Annotated in this window: 11 protein-coding genes; 9 read left to right on the top strand and 2 right to left on the bottom strand. The window is 59.1% G+C overall.

Annotation, left to right across the window (positions count from 1 at the left end; all coding sequences use genetic code 11):
* Positions 1–280: 280 nt before the first annotated feature.
* The 6 genes from RBT76_06955 to RBT76_06930 all read left to right on the top strand — a co-directional run bounded on the left by RBT76_06955 (position 281) and on the right by RBT76_06930 (position 9,264).
* Positions 281–2,026, top strand: coding sequence for a DUF885 domain-containing protein (locus RBT76_06955; GenBank protein ID MDX9857509.1), 1,746 nt, complete (start codon positions 281–283; stop codon positions 2,024–2,026).
* 25 nt (positions 2,027–2,051) lie between these two features.
* A complete protein-coding gene (locus tag RBT76_06950) occupies positions 2,052–2,681 on the top strand; it encodes a sigma-70 family RNA polymerase sigma factor (protein MDX9857508.1) in 630 nt (209 codons plus the stop codon).
* Positions 2,682–2,732: 51 nt separating this feature from the next.
* Complete coding sequence (locus RBT76_06945; protein MDX9857507.1) at positions 2,733–3,320, top strand: hypothetical protein; 588 nt, start codon at positions 2,733–2,735, stop codon at positions 3,318–3,320.
* On the top strand, positions 3,317–6,079 hold the full coding sequence (locus RBT76_06940) for a CHAT domain-containing tetratricopeptide repeat protein (GenBank protein ID MDX9857506.1): 2,763 nt from the start codon (positions 3,317–3,319) through the stop codon (positions 6,077–6,079). Before RBT76_06945 ends, RBT76_06940 begins: the two co-directional genes overlap by 4 nt.
* 24 nt (positions 6,080–6,103) lie before the next feature.
* On the top strand, positions 6,104–7,525 hold the full coding sequence (locus RBT76_06935) for a S8 family serine peptidase (GenBank protein ID MDX9857505.1): 1,422 nt from the start codon (positions 6,104–6,106) through the stop codon (positions 7,523–7,525).
* A 308-nt stretch (positions 7,526–7,833) separates the two neighbouring features.
* Positions 7,834–9,264 (top strand): PKD domain-containing protein, encoded by a 1,431-nt coding sequence (locus RBT76_06930; GenBank protein MDX9857504.1) that lies wholly within the window; start codon positions 7,834–7,836, stop codon positions 9,262–9,264.
* 96 nt (positions 9,265–9,360) lie between these two features.
* Here the strand turns inward: RBT76_06930 and RBT76_06925 are convergent, their stop codons facing one another.
* Positions 9,361–10,194 (bottom strand): nitroreductase family protein, encoded by an 834-nt coding sequence (locus RBT76_06925; protein ID MDX9857503.1) that lies wholly within the window; start codon positions 10,192–10,194, stop codon positions 9,361–9,363.
* 309 nt (positions 10,195–10,503) lie between these two features.
* Here RBT76_06925 and RBT76_06920 point away from each other — a divergent pair, with 309 nt between their 5' ends.
* Positions 10,504–11,190 carry a hypothetical protein gene (locus RBT76_06920; GenBank protein MDX9857502.1) on the top strand — a complete coding sequence of 229 codons (687 nt, stop codon included), beginning with the start codon at positions 10,504–10,506 and terminating at the stop codon, positions 11,188–11,190.
* Between the two features lie 57 nt (positions 11,191–11,247).
* On the opposite strand, the gene RBT76_06915 is transcribed toward RBT76_06920, so the two are convergent.
* Positions 11,248–14,502, bottom strand: a complete 3,255-nt coding sequence (locus RBT76_06915; protein ID MDX9857501.1) for a S41 family peptidase — start codon at positions 14,500–14,502, stop codon at positions 11,248–11,250.
* 311 nt (positions 14,503–14,813) lie between these two features.
* On the opposite strand from RBT76_06915, the gene RBT76_06910 reads away from it, so the two are divergent.
* Together RBT76_06910 and RBT76_06905 are read left to right on the top strand one after the other, a co-directional pair.
* Complete coding sequence (locus RBT76_06910) at positions 14,814–17,147, top strand: serine/threonine-protein kinase (GenBank protein MDX9857500.1); 2,334 nt, start codon at positions 14,814–14,816, stop codon at positions 17,145–17,147.
* Positions 17,148–17,176: 29 nt separating this feature from the next.
* Positions 17,177–18,499: a hypothetical protein gene (locus RBT76_06905; GenBank protein MDX9857499.1), complete on the top strand. Its 1,323-nt coding sequence runs from the start codon at positions 17,177–17,179 to the stop codon at positions 18,497–18,499.
* The last annotated feature ends 185 nt before the right edge of the window (positions 18,500–18,684 follow it).

Genomic DNA, 18,684 nt, shown 5'->3' with positions numbered 1-18,684 from the left:
TTTCGGCCCGGCGAGCGCTCACTGATATAGACAGCGTGTGGTCACCCCGCACTGGGCCACGCGCTCACGGTTCGACTTCAGTCGAATCAGGTAAGGTACCCCAATAGGGCGTAGACGCTCCTGATACGCGAGTCAAGCCCGACGCACAGAAAGGTGGGTCTTCCTCACAGACCCACCTTTCATTTTAGGCGCCTGGGCCAGTGGTGCAAGACTATCGTAACCGTATGTGCCGGGCTCAAAAAGATATATATTCCGGCAGGATCTGGACTACGGAGTACGCATGAATCGATTTGATCAGGACAGTCGGGACGCCATTGCACAGAAGGGCACGATGCCCGAGGCAGAGCGGTTACGGCGAGCCTTTGATCTGGTCTGGGATAACCAGATGGAGGAATTCCCGGAGCAGGCGACCGGGGCGGGGTACGGTCGCTACCAGGATCGGTGGACGGACTGGGCGGACAGCGCCATCGAGCGGCGCCGTCAAAGGCCCGTCATCATCAAAGCGCTTCTTGGATCGTTTGACCGCGACAGCTTGTCGGAGGGAGATCAACTCAGCTACGATTTGTTGATGCGACAGGCGGAGATAGCCGAGCAGGAATCGCGGCATGACGACATCCTCTTGCCAATCAGTCAGATGCACGGCCCGCAGCAAGAGGTGCCTCGTATCCTCGAGCTTATGCCGATGCGGCGAGGCGAAGATCGCGCGGCGGTATTGGCGCGGCTGGAGCGAGTCCCGGCACTGATCGACCAGACGATCGTGCTGTTGGAGCGCGGACTGGGCAAAGGGGTGACATTTCCAAAAGTTTGTCTTCGCGACCTGCCGTCGCAGGTAGCGGCGCTCTTGACGGCTGCACCGGGGGAATCTGCCCTTCTTGCGTTTCTGTCGCGCAGGCCTTCCGGTGTCGGCGAGCAGGTGTGGAGGGAGTTTTCCCGATCGTGCGAATCGCTGTGTCTGCAGGTCGTAATGCCGGCATTCAAGCGATTGCAGGCGTTTCTCACCGAGCGGTACATTCCCGGCTGCACGGAGCGAACCGGCTGGCTGCACATGCCGAACGGGGCCGAATGGTATCGGTTTATCGTGCAGCGGGAGACCACGACGGATCTGTCACCCGATGACATTTTCGGGATCGGTATGACCGAAGTGGCTCGCATACGGGCGGAGATGGAGCGGGTCATGCGACAGACCGGATTTGCGGGGACGTTCGACCAGTTCTGCGAGCACCTGCGAACGGATTCGAAGTTCTTTTTCACCTCGGCCGATGATCTGGTGAGGGCGTACCGTGATATCGCAAAGCGTGCTGATCCTGAGTTGGTGAAGTTGTTCGGGACACTTCCGCGCCTCCCGTACGGGGTCGTGCCGATCCCGCCGCATGCAGAGAAATCTCAAACGACGGCGTATTACCAGCCGGGGGCTCCAGCGGCCGGCCGCCCCGGCTATTACTACGTCAACACGTACGATCTGCCATCGCGGCCGAAGTGGGAAATGGAGGCCCTGAGCCTTCACGAGGCCGTGCCGGGACATCATCTCCAGATCGCGCGAATGCAGGAGTTGACCGATCTGCCCGAGTTCCGTCGTCAGAGCTGGATCACCGCATACGGGGAAGGCTGGGCGCTGTACGCAGAGAGTCTCGGAGCCGACATGGGGTTCTATAGCGATCCGTTCGCTCTGTTCGGCGCGTTGACCTATGACATGTGGCGGGCCATCCGGCTGGTCGTCGATCCGGGAATGCACCACCGCGGCTGGTCCCGGGAGCAGGCGATCACGTTTTTCCGACAGAACTCCAGCAAGAGTCTGCATGACATTACGGTGGAAATCGACCGTTACCTGGTGTGGCCCGGACAGGCGCTGTCGTACAAGATCGGGCAGTTGAGGATTCAGGCGATGCGGGCTGATGCCGAGGCGACTCTCGGTGAACGGTTTGACCTCAGGGCATTTCACGACACGCTGTTGGGGTCCGGGTGTGTACCTCTCGACGTACTGGAGTCGCTGGTGCGGAGGTGGGTCGCGGCACAGCGGGAGCGCTGATGGTTCGCTTATGGCAGTTAAGTGATTGGATGAAGCCAGACGGTACGATACGCAAGAGCGGGTGATGGCAGGCGGGCAGGACGACAGCACCAACAGAACGAGTATGCTCGGCGGTTTGGTTGGCCGCTGCCGGGCCAATGATCCGGCGGCGTGGCAGGAGCTGATAGATCTGGTCACGCCGGTGATTCTCTCGGTTTGCCGCAGAATGCACCTGAGCCAGGAGGAGAGTCTCGACATTTTTGGTCAGGTGTGCTTTCTACTACTGAGCAATATTGACCGGCTGCGATCGTCGGAGAAGCTGTTCGGCTTCGTGGCCAGTATTACGCGCCACGAGGTGTACTCGCAGGTACGGCGGCGGCGGATATTCGTGGACGGCACCAGCGATCAGGCGCAGGACAGTCTGGTCTATGAGGAGTCCGGGCACGACGAGAGGTTGGTGGAGGCGGACCGGACGCGAATCCTCATGGAAGCGCTTGGCCGCCTCACCCGTCGCGAATTTGAACTCGTGAAGGCGCTGTTCCTTGACGAGGCGGAGCCGACGTACCAGGAGATTTCAACGCGGCTCGGGATACCCATTGCGTCGATCGGCCCAACGCGGGCCCGGGCGCTGGCGAAGCTGAGGAGGTTCTTACAGCGGAGTAACAAGGACTTATGAAATCGACGTATCAAACACGCAGGAATACGACTCCTCGTTAGTGGTGACGCCATGGAGATTAATCAGGACATCGTACGTCAACTTCTCGCTTACCATCGCGGTGAGCTTGACGAAGAAACGCGTTCAGAGTTGAAAGGCCGGATCGAGACAGATCACGAGCTGGCCCAGCTACTGGCAGTGGTGGTCGAACTCACGGCAGCGACGCGGACATCGGATGACTCGTTGAGTCAGTCCGCGCGGAGCCTTTCCGCGTTGATAATCCGGGACTATCTACGAAAGAAGGCGTCGCCGGGTTCAATTCAGGGGGTGGTCGTCTTTGACTCATCGGTGGTGCCTCTTCCCGACGGGGTGCGTCCGGCCGCGGTCGACACGCGCCAGCTTCGATTCAAACTGGATGTCGGAGATCTCAGTCTGGCGTTGTACCCGCTGACGATGAATTCGTTTGAGATGGTTGGCCAGCTGGCAGGACAACCGGCGGGGGATCGCCTGACGATTGTGCTGCGTCAGGGGAGAAAGCTGCAATCAGTAGATGCTGACGAGCATCATCTCTTTCGTTTTGCGCGAGTTGCGGGTGGTGATTCGCGACTGGCCGTTGTTCGATCCGGCGAGGAAATCGCCTTCATTCAAATTGACATATGATCACGCTGGCTGAGTTATCGACGCTGCGATCCCGTTCCGCGGTTGAGTCTTTTCTCACGACACGGTATTCGGAAGACAGCGAGGCGGCCGTCAGGGCACTTGACGCCGGGTTAAACGCTGTTCTGCGGAACGACCTCAAAGACGCCAGGCTTTATGTCAGGCGGGCGGCGCGGGTGTTTGCCTGTCTGCCGGACCGGTACCGGCCACGGTTGCTGGCGATGGAAGCACGACTATTCCACTTTTCCGGTCGGCACCAGGAAGCCCTTCGCAAGTACCTGGCAGCGCAGTCGGCGTATCGGTCGCAGCGGGAGTCAGTGAATGTCGCCCGTCTGAACCGGGTGTTGGCCGAGGTATATATGTATCTCGGTCAGTATCGTGAGGCCCTCCTGTCGGGGCGAAAGGCGATCCGGTATTTCGAGTCCCACGAGCTTTTATCCGATGCCGCACAGGCGATGACCAATGTCGGCAACGTCTATCACCGCATGGACAACAACAGGCTGGCTTTGCACTACTACGACAAGGCCCGGGCTATATTCGCCGGACAGGGCGGCGTACCGGTGGCGATTGTGGACTACAATCGCGCGAACGTCCTGACGAACCTCTTCCGCCTTTCCGAGGCACGCACGTTATATGAAGGCGCGTCAGCCATATATGCGTCGGCGGGGTTGACGATTCCGGAGACACTTTGCCGGTACTCGATCGCGTACCTGTGCTTTCTCGATGGTCGGTATACCGAAGCGTTGTCGCTGTTCGAACGGGTACTGGACCGGTTCGAACAGGTTGGTGATATGCGGTCGGCGGCGGTCACAAGACTTGATCTGGCGGAGCTGCATCTGCAATTGAACCAGTACGGGTCAGCAATAACGCTGGCGGACGAAGTGGCCGGGCAGTTTCGATCGCTCAAAATGGGATACGAAGAGGGGAAGGCCCGGTATTTCGCAGCGTCGGGGCAGCTCTCGCTCGGTGATAATGCGGAGGCGGCGGCCCGCTTACGGGCGGCGGAGCGGATTTTCATTCGTGAAGGAAACGAACTGTGGCAGGGAATGGTGCACTTCGCACGTTGTCGGCTGTTGATGGCGCGGGGGCGGTACCGCGACGCGGCCGATGAGTCGACCCGGGCCCGTCGGCTGTTCCGGCGGAGCCGGGACGAACGCCGAGCGGTAGACGCCGACATCGCGCAGTTGGGAGCCCTGCTCATGTCGCGGCGGGGTGTCGCCCCGATGCGGGTGGCCCGGAACCTGCTGGACATGACCCTGACGCAGTATCAGCAGTATAGCGTCCAGAGGCTGCTGGGAGATTTCCATTACCGCCGGGGGGATTATGTCACTGCGCTCAATCACCTGCGACCGGCCATTGAGGCGGTCGAATCCATGGCGTCACGACTGAACTATGACGACGTTCGCCATTTCTTTGTCGCCGACAAGCTCGATAGCTATCGACATCTGGTTCACAGCCTGCTCGAGTTAAAGCAGACCGATGACGCTTTCGTGCACAGTCTGGGGGCGCTGTCGCTGGTCAACCGGCCGTCGGCAGTGACCCGACAGCTTCGAGCAGAGATACCACGATCCGTAGCCGACGAGATCGATAAACTGAGGCTGACGTTGCGGCGGTATCAGCAGTTTCCCCGAACAGGACAGAGGTCGGGATCGACTCTCGTCAACGTACGAGCGACTGAGCAGCGTCTGTGGGCGCTGGAGCGGAAAGCGAGGGCCTCGGTCTCGACGACTGTAACCCGCGAGCGGGTGCACGGAGGTGATGCTTTCGATGTTCATTCGGCGTTGCGGCCGGATGAGACGCTGGTGCACTACACAATGCGGGGCGGGCGGATCGGGGCTTTTGTAGCGGCGGCCGGGGACACCACATTTGTGCCCATGGAAGTTGACAGCGACCGACTGTACGCTGATGTGAGAAAGCTGCATTTCCTGTTCGAGACCGCTGTACGCGGTCGGAGCGAAGGGCCGGTACGCACGGGGACCGCGGTCGAGAGTCTTCTCAGCAGCCTGCACAGCAGTCTCGTCGCTCCGTTCGGAGGGCTCCTGCGCACACCTCGTTTAGTTGTGCTGGCCGATGGGGTGTTTGTGGAGGTTCCGTTCGGGGCGCTCGGCAGTACGAGTAATCCGCTCGGTCGGCAGTTCGATCTTCGATTGATAGTCGACCCGGGGCAGGTGACCCGTCGGAGCCCCGAACCAAGCGACTGGAGTACGCTGAGCCACGCCGTGTTTTCCGTGTCGTCGCCGACATTACCGTCGGCCGATGATGAGGCGAGGGAGATTGCGGGCCTCTTTCCGCGGGCGCGGTTATACTCGGGGGAGGCGGCAACGTGCGATGTTCTGAGGCGAGAGTTGATGGAGGCGAACGGACTGGTGCATATTGCGACTCATGCCTCGCGCTCGTCCGAGAATCCGTTGTTTTCGCGGATGCTGATGTACGACGGTCCGTTTTTCCCGTTTGATTTGTTCGGGACCGGGGTAAGGGCCCAAATGACAACGCTTTCTGGTTGCCAAACGGCGGCTCCGGGGTTAAATTACGGTAACTCGTTCAGTCTGGCCAGGGCCTTCTATCAGGCGGGGAGCCGATACGTGTTGGCATCGCTCTGGCCGGTCAGCGACAGTCTGACCCGCGTCTTTATGGTTGAGTTGTATCGGTCGCTGCAACGGGGGAAAACTGTACCGCAGGCTTACACCGCAGCCGTCGACACGCTTCGAGCACTTGCGCCGTCGGTTGCTTACTGGGGTTCCTTTGTATTGCTCGGGTTGTGAGGACTCGGGCCAAGTGAGGGTGACATGATTCCGTCATGGCTGATCCGCAGCACCGCTGTCGGGTTCCTGCTGCTTTTATGTTTGGTTTCGACAGGCATCACAGAGACGATTGTTCCGGGAGAAGCGATTGTCAAATTCAAGGTCGGGGGTACTCCGAAGAGTATTCTGAATCATCCGGGTATTACGATCGCCGACAGTATACCGGACGAGCAGACATACTTGCTGGAATTCGATACCACGCGTCAGGTGGGCGGGATTATCAAGATGCTTCTCAAGAACCCCCACATCCAGTTTGCGCAACCAAATCATCACTACGTTTTACCGGAAGTGCAGCAGATCTCGATCGGATTTCCCGATCAGGAGCGTCCGGTGTTTTCGTTTGGTACGAACCCGCCGACGTATTATGACCAGACCGGGGTGTACGCGACGGGGCTTGATTCCGCTCAGGTCCTGGCGAGCGGGGCAGGCGTGACGGTCGCAGTGATCGACAACGGAATTTCGTTCGATCACCCCCTTATGCAGTCAAGCCGCGTCCTGGGAGGACACGACTTCATTGATAACGACAACGATCCGAGCGAGGAGCCGGGGACGATGTACGGTCACGGGACTTTCGTCACCGGTTTGATTCTTCTGGCGGCTCCGGATTGCCAGATCGTACCGATTCGGGCCTTTGACGGCGACGGGGTTGGCAGTGAGTTCAACACCGCGAAGTCGATTCGGAAAGCGATAGAACTCGGCGCCCAGGTGATAAACATGAGTTTCGGGACGTTTGAGCAGTACCCGGTACTCGCGAGCGTTGTGGACCGGGCGTTGTCGGCGGGTGTGGTACTTGTGGCGGCCTCGGGCAACTACGGGACGACCGTTCCGTTGTATCCAGCGGCATTTGGATCCGTGATTTCCGTGGGGGCGGTAGACACACAGGACCAGAGGGCTCTTTTCTCGAGCTACGGCCCGACGCTTGATCTGGTTGCGCCGGGAGTGAACGTGTACAGCAGCCTGGCCGGGGAATACGAGTGGGGGACCTGGAGCGGGACCTCCTTTTCGGCTCCGTTCGTGACGGGAACGGTGGCCCTGGTACTCGAGCGGACTGGTCCGTTGTCGTCGGCCGCGATCCAGAATCATCTACGACTCACCGCGCGAAGCACACTGCTCTGGGGTGAGCTTGATGTCCCTGACTCTTATTTTGGGTGGGGCGCACTGGACGCGTATGCGGCGGTTGCCGACGCGGCCAAAGGTGATCTGGACAATTCAGGGGTTGTGGATGCCACCGATCTTCGCATTCTGTCCAGACTCGTGTTTGCCGGGGGCCAGGGACACCACGGACGCCCGGTGAGCGTGCGCCAATGTGACTTGAACTGTAACAACGGTCTTGATGCCGGCGATGTGGATCGGCTGGCTGCCTATTTGTTCCGCGGCGGCCCCGCGCCTCATCGGTGCACTGAATGACGCTCGAGATACTAATCAAAGCAGCGATTTTCACAGGCCCGCCGCACGGCGGGCCTTTTTTTGTGATCCAAAGTCCACATCGTCACAATTCGTGGTATTTTTTTGCGCTCCGGTCACTCATCCCTATAGCGTGACAACAAGGTCTCGGTCGGTCACACTTGTTTGCTCACGTCAGATGAAAACGGGGCAGAGCCGCGTTTACCGCGGCTCTGTTGCCGTTTTTGTCCCTGGGAGGCTGCGCTCAATCAGTTCACGCACATGGGAACGTTAATACGCGTGTCGGCAACCCCAGACCCTCAGGAGGAGCAATGAAGCGTCTCCTCACCGTCACGCTGCTGTGTTTGCTTGTGACATCGCCGCTGCAATCGGAACAGATCCTGCCGGTCGATCCGGGTAAGTACCTGAATCAGCCCTCCCTCATCGGATACGTCCCCAATGAGTTTGTGGTTATTCGGGACGACAACGCTGCGGTCGACCACAGCAGAGACCGGCAATCTCGCGTAGCTACGATGGGACTGTCCGACTTCGATCAACTGGCCGATCGGTATTCGGTCACAACCCTTCGACCGCAGTCTCCGGGATCGGATCGCGCCGATCGGGGTGGGGATGTGGCCACCCGGTCGCTGGCACGGCACTACAAGGTACGGTTCGATTCCGGGAATCTCGACGAGGTCACGGCTGCGTACGCAGCGCTGCCGACGGTGAAGCGCGTAGAACCCATCGGTATCCACGCGCTGTATGCAACACCGAATGATACCTATTACGATAATCCGCCGGCGGAATTTCCGTATGACCAGTTGCATTATTGGGATACGTACGGCTATGTGGACCACATGTACATAGCCTACAGCACCGAGCCGTCAGCTCGGGTCGCGAATTTCTCTGAGTCCCCCACCTCGGGGACCTATCCACTGACGGTGCAGTTTACCGATCGGTCAACCGGCGCCCCGACTTCATGGAACTGGGATTCTGGCGATGGCGGAACATCGACGTCGCAAAATCCGTCGCACCAGTATCAGGCCGCGGGCACTTACACGGTGTCGTTAACGGTCTCCAGTGAGTACGGATCGGACGTTGAAACCAAGTCGAACTACATCACGGTTAGCGAGCCGCCGGTTGGTGGCACGATGCACGTGCAGAATATGGTAGCAGGACGAACCAATGCGGGTGTCAAATGCAGTGGTACTGCTACGATCACCGTGTTTGATAGCAATGGTCAACCCGTTTCGGGGGCCACGGTCAATGCGAACGCCACCGGTCCCGTGGGCGGTTCATTCAGTGGCACTACTGGGACTGACGGCAACGTGCAATTCACAACCGGCAAGACAAAGTGCTGCACCGGCGAATGGTGTTTTGAGGTTACCGCTGTACCCCATGCGTCGCTGACCTATGAACCATCCTCAAACCTGGTCACCAAAGCCTGTGAGAGCGGATGGGTGTACGGGGAGGGCGCAGGTATGTCCGCCTCGCTGCCCCACGAGTTCGGATTGATGCAGAATTACCCGAATCCGTTCAATCCGATCACCGAGATCAGCTTCGCGATACCGTCGACGTCGCACGCAACATTGAAAGTATACAATATCACCGGTCAGCATATCGAGACATTGGTTGACGGCGTGATCAGCGCCGGGTTCCATACAGTAACCTGGGACGCCGCAGAATATTCAAGCGGTGTGTATTTGTACCGGCTGAGTACGGCGGAAAGAAACGAAACGAAGAAGATGATCCTGCTGAAGTAAGAGAGCCGTTAGTTTTACATTCAGCGATCATCGTTTTCGCCAGCAACCCCGGCCCGGCGGTCTAACAGCCGCCGGGCTGCTGGCTTTTGGGCGGTTTTATCGAATCAGATCTTCCACAGGTTTCCTCTGCGACGGATCGGGCAGTTCTCCGGCAGGATATCCGAGGGGTGTGACGGTGGCGATGTAATGATCGTGAGGGATGCCGAGCGTGACTTTGACGTCATCTCGATCCATCGCTGCGATCCAGCACGTTCCGAGTCCGTGGTTGAAGGCGGCCAGCAGAAAGTGGTACGCCATGATGCAGGCGTCCTGTATGTGGCGCTTTGATAGGGCGGGGTCGGCGCATATTGCTACAGCCATCGGGGCGCGCGAGATCGGTGCACTACTGTCGCCGCGGGTCTTGGCCAGTGCGGCAAGGACGGTCAGGTCGGTTATGAACTTGAAATAACAGGGCTGTGAGTTGCGGGATGAGGGAGCATAGCGGCAACTATCAACAATCTGCGTCAGTACCTGCCGGTCTATGGCACGATCCTCAAACGAGCGAATGCTGCGGCGGCGGCGCAGCATCTCATCGCCGATGTTATGCGGAGGAATCTCGTGGTCAAAGTGCTGGAATTCCAGCGCGCGGCCTTCGGGGTCCCTGGCAAAGAACTGGTAGATCCGATACCTGTCGTTGTATGCCGGCGCGGATTCCGCTTGAGGGGCGAGGAGATTGTACATGCGATCGACGTCGCGACGATTCGCAAAGAAGAAGGTGAGCATGAGATCGCATTGCGGCGTATCGCGCTCACAGAAACCGAACAGTAGATTGCCGTGCCGGAGAATTATGCAATCGCGTTGGTCCAGCCAGACTGAACAGCCGACGATCGAGCAATAGAAGTCCCGGACTGCTGCCAGCTGTCCGGTCTTCAGGAAGACGATACCGGACATCAATCCCTCCTGACGGCCTCCGTAGAGGCCCGTGTCGTTCCAGTCCCTTATTAATGCCATTGTAACGACGGTTCTGGTGAGCATGCAAGTGCAGGATGCATGGGCCATTACGGATTTCGAAACTCACTGCGCCCCGGACTTGTTGAAGTTTGGAGGACCAGAAAAAGAACGATAAGAAGGTCCTATTTTTCTCTCAGTTCTTTAAGAGAGATTACCGAAAATATGTGGTAACCTCCACGTCACTTGCCAAATATCTGACCCGGGCAGGTCACTGGCGTGGATTCAGTGGCCTAATATGAGGAGAAAGCCATGCTTAAGTTCTTGGTAATTGCGGTTGTAGGGATGGGGTTGCTGTTTTGCCCGGTTTGGGCCAAGGGCCAGGCACCGGACGGACCGAGGTCAGAGTTTTCCGTCGGTCTTTCACTGGGATACCACTACGGGGTATCGGGACAGATACACGGCATGGTTCGAGGGTTCGCAGAGGACTTTCCGCTGTCAGCGCGACTGGCGATCGGTTACAGCAAAGCAGGACCCGGCAGTGCGCTCGATTCTCGGCGCATATTCATCAATGACGCCACCAACGGTTTCCCGGAGAAGTCGGGCCGAGTTTGGGAGTTCCGAGGGGACCTGTTGTACCCGGTGCGTCTTCTGAATTTGGAGCGGGCCTATATATTCGGAGGGCCACGCTATGCGATGTTCACAGGCAATTTCAAATTCGTAGGAGGGAACGAGGACTTCGATGTTCGCAGCGACCAGTGGGGCCTCGGGACGGGTCTGCAGGGCTTCTTTCGAATGAATCCGCGCGTCGATCTGGTCTTGACTCTTGGAATCGACTACTTCTTCGAAAGTACATTGACCGGTCATGATACGTCGTACAGTCCGGACGGGGAGGACGTCAACCCACGCGACGATTACACGTTTGATGACGCCGATGCGGCAGTGAATCAGCCGGAGCTGGAATTCCAGGCGATGTTCGGGTTCAGCTATAGCCTCTGAGAAGCACCACCGGGACCGGTCCATTCCCCGGTCCCGGTACGTCATGACCGGACCGACTTATCGGCGGTTATTCCTGAACGACTTGTCGGGGTACCGGGGAGGTGAAGGCACAACCACTGGTTCGTCGGCGATTTTTTTCATGAGGAACGTTATCGCCGAGTCGAGCTGAGCGTCAGAGCCCCTGAACGTGGCATGCGGCAGGTTGTCGACCTCGATATCGGGCACAACGCCCACACCCTCAATCATCCATTCGCCTTCCGGTCCATAGACGCCGGATTCGGCCGCCGTGGCGATCCCGCGATCTACCAGCACGTTGCTGCTGGACAGCCAGATCTCGCCGCCGAGCGTACGCGTGCCTATAATTGTGCCCAGGCCGAGGCGGCGAATGCCTTCGGTGAACATCTCGCCATCGGAAACCGTTTGTTGATCGCAAAGCACGACAATGTGTCCCGCAAAGGAACTCTGCATATTCGGGTACGGCTCTCCGACCCGCCCGACCCAGTAGAGCCAGGGATGCCGGAGCAGGGTGGTAAGGATCCAGCTGTCGATATTGCCGCCGTGGTTGTGGCGGGCATCGATGATGAGGCCCTGCCTCTCGATCACCGGATAGAAGTCACGCGCCCACCGGCTATAATCGCCTTTGCCCATCGCGCGAAGATGGACGTAGCCGATCTGCCGATCCGATTTCTCTTCGACGCGGAGCCGGCGAGTGAATTCCCAATCACGGTAGCGGAGATCACCCGCGCTCGATAGGCTGAGCGGTTCCACTATGACGGACCGTGGATCGTCCGATCCGCGAGGGCGGACGGTCAGCAGTACCTGCTTGCCGGCTTGTTCGCGCAGCAACAATTCGTGGCCCGGCACGGAGAGGGTCGCGACACCGTTGATGTGGGTAATCACGTCACCGGGGGAGACGTTGACGGACGGCCGGGCCAGCGGGGCGACGCCGGATGGTTCGTCGGGATCGGACCGATAGACATAGTCGACGCGGTAACCGCCCGCCGATTCGTCGCGGATCAAAATCGCGCCGAGCGACGCAACGGAGATATTGTCGGTTCCCTCGCGCATGTCGCCGCCGTAGACGTACATGTGAAGTGACGAGAGTTCGCCGATCATTTCGCCGAGCAGGTCGCTCAACTCCCAGCGATCGGTGACTCGTTCCACCAGGGGGAGGTATTTGTCGCGCACTTTCGGCCAATCCACGCCGTGCATGCTTTTGTCGTAGAAGTAATCACGTTCCAGACGCCAGGCATCCATAAACATCTGCCGCCACTCCTGTGCGGGATCAAATGCGAAGGTCCAGTCTGCCACGGCGACTTTGTATTTCGCGAGATCCGACGGCGGAGCGGTGCCGGCATCGATCACGTAGGTATTGTCCCCTTTGCGGATCATGAGCTTTTTGCCGTCGGCGGACAATTCGTAAGTGGAGACGCCTTCCATCAGCGTCTTCACCTCAGGATCATCGTTTTTGATCTCGATTGTCTTGAGACTGCGACTGGATTCTCCGCCGCTCTCCCACGAGAGCCAGAAGAGTTGCTTTTCATTGACACTGAGTGAGCCGTAGTTTCCGGGCGGTACGGGTACGTCGAGCAGTCGTTCGACGATCCCGACAGAGTCGACCTCTACGACCTCCGTGCTATCGGCAGCCGAGTCGGCTTTTTGCCGGGCGGTCAGCTCGTTGGTCGGTTCGAAGGGGGACAAGAGACCGTCTTTCAACGGGATCATATAGATCCGGGTCTGTTTGTCGAGGAATGGGAACGGCTGGCGGCTCTCCCAGGGGTGTGATACCAGTGAGTTTTCGTGCCGGTTGGACAACAGGAATATCCACTTCCCATCGGGTGAGAACACCGGACTGCCGTCGTCATAGCGATCGCTGGTGACGGCAATGTTGCTGCCGGTTATGCGGTCGTAAATGCGAGCCTGCCACAGCATTGCGCCGCTTTCCCGCGAATAGCCTATCCAGCGGCTGTCCGGAGACCACGTGGGACTCGAGGGACTCCAGCGGGGAGAGCTGTCGATTACGGTGTGCCGGCCGGATTCAATATCGAAGAACCAGAGTCTGTTGTTCTTGTCGGTGTGGGCGACGTATTTGCCGTCGGGTGATGGGTAGCCTTCGAAACGAAGCACCTCACCGCCCGTCGTCATTTGTCGCGCGTCGCCGGTTCCGTAAGCCGGCAGCGACCAGAACTCAACCTCGCCCGACTCGTCGGAGAGGACCAGGACCGATTCGCCGTCGGGCATGAACCGGGCATCGCGGTAGCGAACGGCGTCGTTGTGTGTGACGCGCACAAGTCGTCCTTTATTGACGGGCGCCACGAAAACTTGTCCCCGGGCGGTGAATGCGACCCTGTCGCCGGTTGGGGAAACACTGCTCGATGTCACGTAGTCCATCGGTTTGTCCACCCACTGCTCGCGGAGCTGATCAAAGTCGGACGTCAGGTGAATGTCGAGCTTCGTGTCGCTTCCGGTTGCTATGTCCAGCACGTGGAGGTCTGCGCCGAGCTGGTACGCGATCCGCCCGTGGGAAAGTGAGGCGTACTTTGCATCGAAGTCGGCGTGGAACGTGTGTTGTTGGAGATCTTCGCCGGCCTCGGTCATGGACCAGACATTCATGACACCGTCGCGGTCCGAAAGGAAGTATACCCGGCCGTCGAAGTACATCGGGTTTCTACTGGTACCGTCGAAATCCGCCGTCACTTCCGAAGCCTCGGTGTCATCCGAGGCGAATCGCCAGATCGACTGCGCCATTCCGCCCCGGTAGCGTTTGGTGTAGCTTCCGCTGAAAGGGAATCGCGTGAAGAACAGAGTCCGTCCGTCAGGCGCGTATGTCCCTTCGGCAGCCTGGGCCAGTGGCAGGCGGACGATTTCGGAGTTCTCCGGATCTACCGCTGCGAGTTCCAGCTCGGGCAACGTGGAGAAGGCGCGGGTAGCGAACAGGACCTTGCCGTCGGGTGTCCAGCCGACGACATAAGAGCCCTCGCCGTTAAACGTGAGGCGACGGGGCAGTCCGCCCGCGATTGGCATAACGTATACCTCGGTCGGCCCCTCGTAACGTCCCGAGAAGGCCAGCAACCGTCCGTCCGGCGATATAGCGGGGCGGTATTCGAGATCGGGATGGGTGGTCAGACGTTGGGCATCGCCGCCCGCTGCAGACGCCAGCCAGAGGTCCCCCTCGGCAACAAAGACCAGGGCATCGCCGTGGATGGCCGGGTAACGCAGGTAGCCGGGCCGTCCCTGCGTCTGCGATTGGACAGTGGACAGGAGCATGAGAACGAGAACGGAAACCAGCAGAATATACCGCAGATGATTCATGTGATACTCCACTTCGGACATTAAGCATGCGGCCGATTATTTGTGCATTGGCGGAAGGTAGGAAAATCGCCAGGGCGCTGTCAATGACTGCGGCCGGGGGACTGCGGTCGGGTGGGCCCGATGGCCCCTTTTTCGCCCGGTGATGAGAGCTCTCGGACCCGTTTTTCGCGTAGTGAGAAGACCGAATCGGGGCGGCGTCCGACGGCGTCCCGGGGGTTGGTGAAAAGATGGGCTTGACGGGTCCATAAATACCAGGCAGCGAGAACCTTTACCCTGAGATGACCGTCTACGGGCGGTACCTTGACGTTCGCATGAATGATAACTTCATAGGTCACTATAGGATACTAAAGAAGATGGGCGCCGGCGGCATGGCCCGGGTGTATCTGGCCGTGCACCGCGACATTCCCAATCTTCGCGTGGTCCTCAAGATCCTGACCGATCACCAGCTGGCCGACCGGTTCAAGCAGGAGGCCGACAAGCTCGCGCTGGTCGACGGGCATCCAAACATCTGCCGTATCCGGCACTTTTTCGACCACGGCGAAGACCTGGTGATCGCCATGGACTACATCGACGGTCCGACGGTGGAGCAGCGGATCCGTACGACAGGTCCGCTGGGATACGACGAAGCGATAGCGATCATCAGCCAGGTGCTGGATGTGCTCGAGTTTGCGCACTCGCGGGGTATCTCACACCGGGACATCAAGCCCAGTAACATCATGATCGATGAGCATGGGCGCGTGAAGGTGATCGATTTCGGGATAGCCAAAGGGGAGCGGGACCCGTCGATGACGGCGGTCAACGCCTACGCGGGGACACCCGATTACATGGCCCCGGAGCAGTTCAGTCCGTCGCGAGATACGAATTACGCCCTGGCCGACATCTATGCGGTGGGCGTGACGTTTTATGAGATGCTGTGCGGGGAACTGCCTTTCGACGCAAAAGATCTGTTTGCAATTCGCGATGCGAAGATGTTTCAGGAGCCGAAAAACCCGCGACGGTACCGGCCCGATATGTCAAAGCATTTGGAACAGGTAATCCTCAAGGCGATGCACCGGGAGCCGGAGAACCGCTTCCAGTCTGCGCGGGAAATGAAGGAGTATCTGCTGGCGGGGGCCGCCCGAGATACGTCGCGGCGAACACCCCCACCGACGCCGGCTCCGGTTGCCGTCTCCAGGGAGCCGAGAAAGCGGCGACTTCCGGCGTTTCTGCTGGGAGCGGTGGTACTGGCGGGGTTGACAGCTGCGGGGTATTACGTCGTTCCTGGCATGCTTGCCGAGAAGTCAGCGTCCGTTGACCGCGATATGGACGTGCCGGGTCAGATGCAACCCGAGCAAACGCCGGAGCCGGCAACTGGAATCTCGTTGATATCGCCAATCGAGGGGGCGGAATTTTCCGACGGAGACCGTCCCGAGTTTCTCTGGTCATCGACCGAGGGGGTTCCGGAATTCGCCGTAGAGTTCTCCACTGACTCGATGTTCTCGCACGACGAGTTCACGTTTGTGACTGCCGAATCGAGACTTGTCCGGGTCGAGCCCCTGGCATCCGGGCGCTATTACTGGCGAGTGCGGGCTGCCGGGGCGGCCCTGCGCGGCGACATCATCTCTGAGGCGCGATCGTTCACGGTGTTGGAAGACTCGGCATCGATCATCGAAAGCGAGGTCCAGCAGCGCGGCGAACTGGAAATCGTGACTAACCGACCAAGTACGATTCGGATCGACGGAAGAACGGTAGAGCAGGCCGCTCGGGAATACCAGACGGTGCTTGACGCGGGCGAGTATGACGTGCGAGTCGACAACGCAAGCTCGCGCGAAGGGACTCTTTCGGCGAGAGTGACGGTGGAACCGGGGAGATCGACCACGCATCGGTTTGAGTTCACCGATGGTGGGTCTGTTTCTGTCCGTGTGTCAAGCGATCCGCCGGGGGCGCGGATACTGATCAATGGGGAGATGCAAAACGGGGTAGGAACGCCGCACACGTTCACGTTGTCCACCGGGCAATATGTCATTAGTGCGATCAGTGACGAGTCGGGCAATCTGTCTCTGCAGCAGACGGTTGAGGTGAAATCCGGGGAGCTTTCGGAGGTCCGATTTGACTTTGTCGGTGCCCGGGCGCGGGCGGCGGCGTCGAAGCTGGCGGACAGCGTCTCGGCGGCGGTTGCGTTGCTTGACGATATCGCCCGTCGTTCGCCGGATTTCGCCTCGGCACAAGCCTCGCAACAGGCGGCCCAGAGTCTTATGGCGAACGGGCGATACGATGAGGCGATCGAGCAGTATCGGGACGCCCTGGCGTCTGTGTCCCGTGCGGCCGCCGCCAAAGACGTTGCTCGTCGAAAAGTCATGGAGGCTCTGGAACGGTTCGGGCAGGCGTATCAGTCGGGCGATATCAACGCCGTCCGCGCGATGTACCCGTCGATTCCCGGCGACGAAGCGTCCGGCTGGGAGCAGTTTTTCGAGTCGGCCCGAGGATTGAGCGTACGGATGACGGTAGACGAGATGACGGTGGAAGCCGCGAGCGCTCAGGTAACGGTCACCGTTCGCATGATGTTCTCGGACAGACAGGGGAAAAAAGACCAATCGTTTCGCTGGTTAATCCATTTTGAGGAGACCGGCAGCACATGGGTCGTGGCGAAACGACAAACTCTATAGCGTGTAACGAGGTATCAGGAGGATTATCGATGAAACCACGACACAGATTGTGCCCGGCGCTCCTGCTGTTCGCATCATTGGCGGGTGTCGGCGCGGGAGCGCAGACGCTCTCGGAGTCGGTGACGGGGATATTTGGCGATGTGCTTGGTATCCGGCTGTCCGGGCCGGGCGCTCACGGGAACCACTTTCTGCCGAGCAACGTGTCCACGAGCCAGGCGGTGATATCGTCGCTTGGCAATCTAATCGCCACGAGCGCCTCACAATACCCGCTCAGCTCGAGTTCGGTGGGACTCACGTTTGACTTGTCATCGGGCGTCCCGATCGCGACGCGCACGAGCGCAGGACCGATATTCGGCGAGCGGGCACAGACACTCGGAAAAGGGCGCCTCAATGCGGGGATGAACTACTCTATGCTGGATCTCGAGAAAATCCGCGGCCTGAATACCGACGAGATTCAGTTTGTCTTTCTTCACCAGAACATCGGTGATCTCTCCGTGTACGGCGACGATCCCAATGAACATGATTACATAGTGCTCGATGCCAATCTCGACCTCGACGCGACGGTAATCGCGTTCTACGGCACGTACGGGATATCCGACCGCTTTGACGTGGGAATCGCGGTGCCGTACGTTTCGGTCAGCCTCAGCGCGGAACCGTTCGCACGCATGAATTCGTACACTTATACGGCGAACGGCAGCGCCAATCACTACTTCGACGGCACATCGGTCAACCCGACACTCACGCTGAACGGCTCCACGGTAGACGAAACCAGTTCCGGCATAGGCGATGTGACGATTCGGGCCAAATGGCATGCTTATCGCGGTGAACGCTACGACCTCGGGTTTTTGGTACAGGCGACGCTGGCAACAGGCGACGAGGAGAACTTCCTCGGCCAGGGTGATCCAAGCTACAAATTGAACATGATCGCGTCGACGACGGCAGGTAACTTTTCGCCGTACGCGAATCTTGGATACCACATCAGAACCAGCGACCTCGCGCGCGATCGAATCGGCCTCGCCTTGGGCTACGACCAGCGGCTGTCGGATCGTTTCACCCTTGCGCTGGAGTGGAACGGAGAATTCGAGACGGGTGACCAGGTGAAAGAACTGGAGTTCCCGTCGTCGGTGGAGATCATGGGACCGGTGGGCCCGACCCCCAGCCGGGTTTCCCAGTCGGTGCAGCCGACCAACATACCGGCGTTCGAGAAGGACAACATCACGAATGCGTCTTTTGGCATCAAATGGACGCCGAGTGCGAAGTTTCTCGGATATGCGAATATTATCCTGCCGACCAACGACGGCGGACTTCGGTCCAACTCCATTACGACGCTCGGGGTGGAATTAAATTTCTAGGCGTAAGAAGGGCAGAAGACAGGCGTTTGGGCCGCTTTTGGATGGGGACTTTCGGGGTCCCCGTTTTTCTTTGCTCGGGGGGCGTCACGGGCTTTTCTTTTGTTGATCTGGAGACGCACGTCGGCGTTTTTGGGAGGAGTCGGTGGTCTCGCACGGGGCTGCGGGGCAGATTATTGAAGTTGCAG

The organism is Candidatus Zixiibacteriota bacterium, assembly GCA_034003725.1.
Lineage (GTDB): Bacteria > Zixibacteria > MSB-5A5 > GN15 > FEB-12 > WJMS01.
Note: the sequence above shows the minus strand (reverse complement) of the source record. Positions and strands in the feature narration are given on the sequence as shown.